Origin of the sequence: Rhodopseudomonas sp. B29, assembly GCF_000333455.1 — a bacterium.
GTDB lineage: Bacteria > Pseudomonadota > Alphaproteobacteria > Rhizobiales > Xanthobacteraceae > Rhodopseudomonas.
The window spans coordinates 1-1,283 of sequence record NZ_BADD01000651.1; the positions used below are offsets into that span (position 1 = coordinate 1).

At 65.4% G+C, this 1,283-nt stretch carries 2 protein-coding genes; both read left to right on the forward strand.

Annotated features, from left to right (window positions below; genetic code table 11):
- The coding region (locus tag I5M_RS23355; RefSeq protein WP_022723606.1) for a helix-turn-helix transcriptional regulator at positions 1–298 on the forward strand (298 nt) is incomplete at its 5' end.
- Between the two features lie 134 nt (positions 299–432).
- Positions 433–1,283 (forward strand): xanthine dehydrogenase family protein molybdopterin-binding subunit (locus tag I5M_RS23360; RefSeq protein ID WP_031337387.1); only part of this gene is annotated, 851 nt, incomplete at its 3' end.

Genomic DNA, 1,283 nt, shown 5'->3' on the forward strand with positions numbered 1-1,283 from the left:
GATCCGGGCGGATTTGCCTTACGACGCCGATGTCGGTTCGCTCGCAAAGGCGGCCGGCGTCTCGCGATCGCATTTCTTCCGACTGTTCGAGAACTCGATGGGGGTTCCGCCCCGCGTCTACCTCAATGTGGCGCGGCTCGAGCGTGCGGTCGATGCGGTGGTGAATGGCAATGCCAACATCGCTGAAATTGGCACGCGGCTGGGTTTCGATATCCCGGCGCACTTCACGCGGTTCTTCCGCAATCACACCGGCGTCAGTCCCCGAGAGTTCCGCGCGGTGTCGCGGTTGGCACACTGACCGCTTCGGCACTGCAGCATGTCGAATGAGACGATTTGGTAGGTTGTGAGAGCGGGCGGTATGGCCGTTCCGCGCGCCTCCCGTGAAAAGGCCTGACGACGCGTCACAGAAAACGCGGTCGTCAAGGTCACGGGATGAACCGCAGCGCCCAAGTATCAGATCGCCACGAGCCGGAGTCCGGCTGGATCGGCCGCTCGCTGGAGCGGGTCGAGGACGGTGCGCTGCTGACCGGCCGCGGTCGCTTCATGGACGATCTCGGTGTCGCGCCGGGCACGTTATACGCCGCCATTCTTCGGTCGCCTCACGCCCACGCCGATATCACATTGATGGATATCGCCGCCGCCAAAGCGGCGCCGGGCGTCGCTGCGGTGCTCACCGGCGCCGATATCACGGCGTCGACCGCAAGCTTGGTCGTCGGCGTCAAAGCGCCGGTCGAGTGCTGGCCCATCGCCGTGGATCGCGTCCGCTATGTCGGTGAACCCGTGGCCGTCGTGGTGGCGTCGGACCGCTACAAGGCCGAAGACGCCGTCGATCTGATCGATGTGCGCTATCAGGTTCGCGCCGCGGTGACCGATCCGGTCGCGGCGATCTCGCCCCACGCGGCGTTGCTGCACGACGGCTTCCCCGCCAACGTCGCCAGCGATCGGCGCTTTCGCTACGGCGATCCCGAGGCGGCGTTCGCGTCGGCACGCCGCGTCACGATCGACATTCGCTACCCGCGCAATTCCTGCACGCCGATCGAAACCTACGGCGTGGTGGCGTCCTACGATCCGCTAGAGAATGCGTTCGACATTCTGGCTAATTTCCAGGGTCCGTTCAGCATTCACGCGGTGATCTCGCGGGCGCTGAAAGTACCTGGCAACCGGCTACGACTGCGCACGCCGCCGGATTCCGGCGGCAGCTTCGGCGTCAAGCAGGGCGTGTTTCCCTATATCGTACTGATCGCCGCCGCGGCCCGCGCCTGTGGCCGGCCGGTGAAATGGAT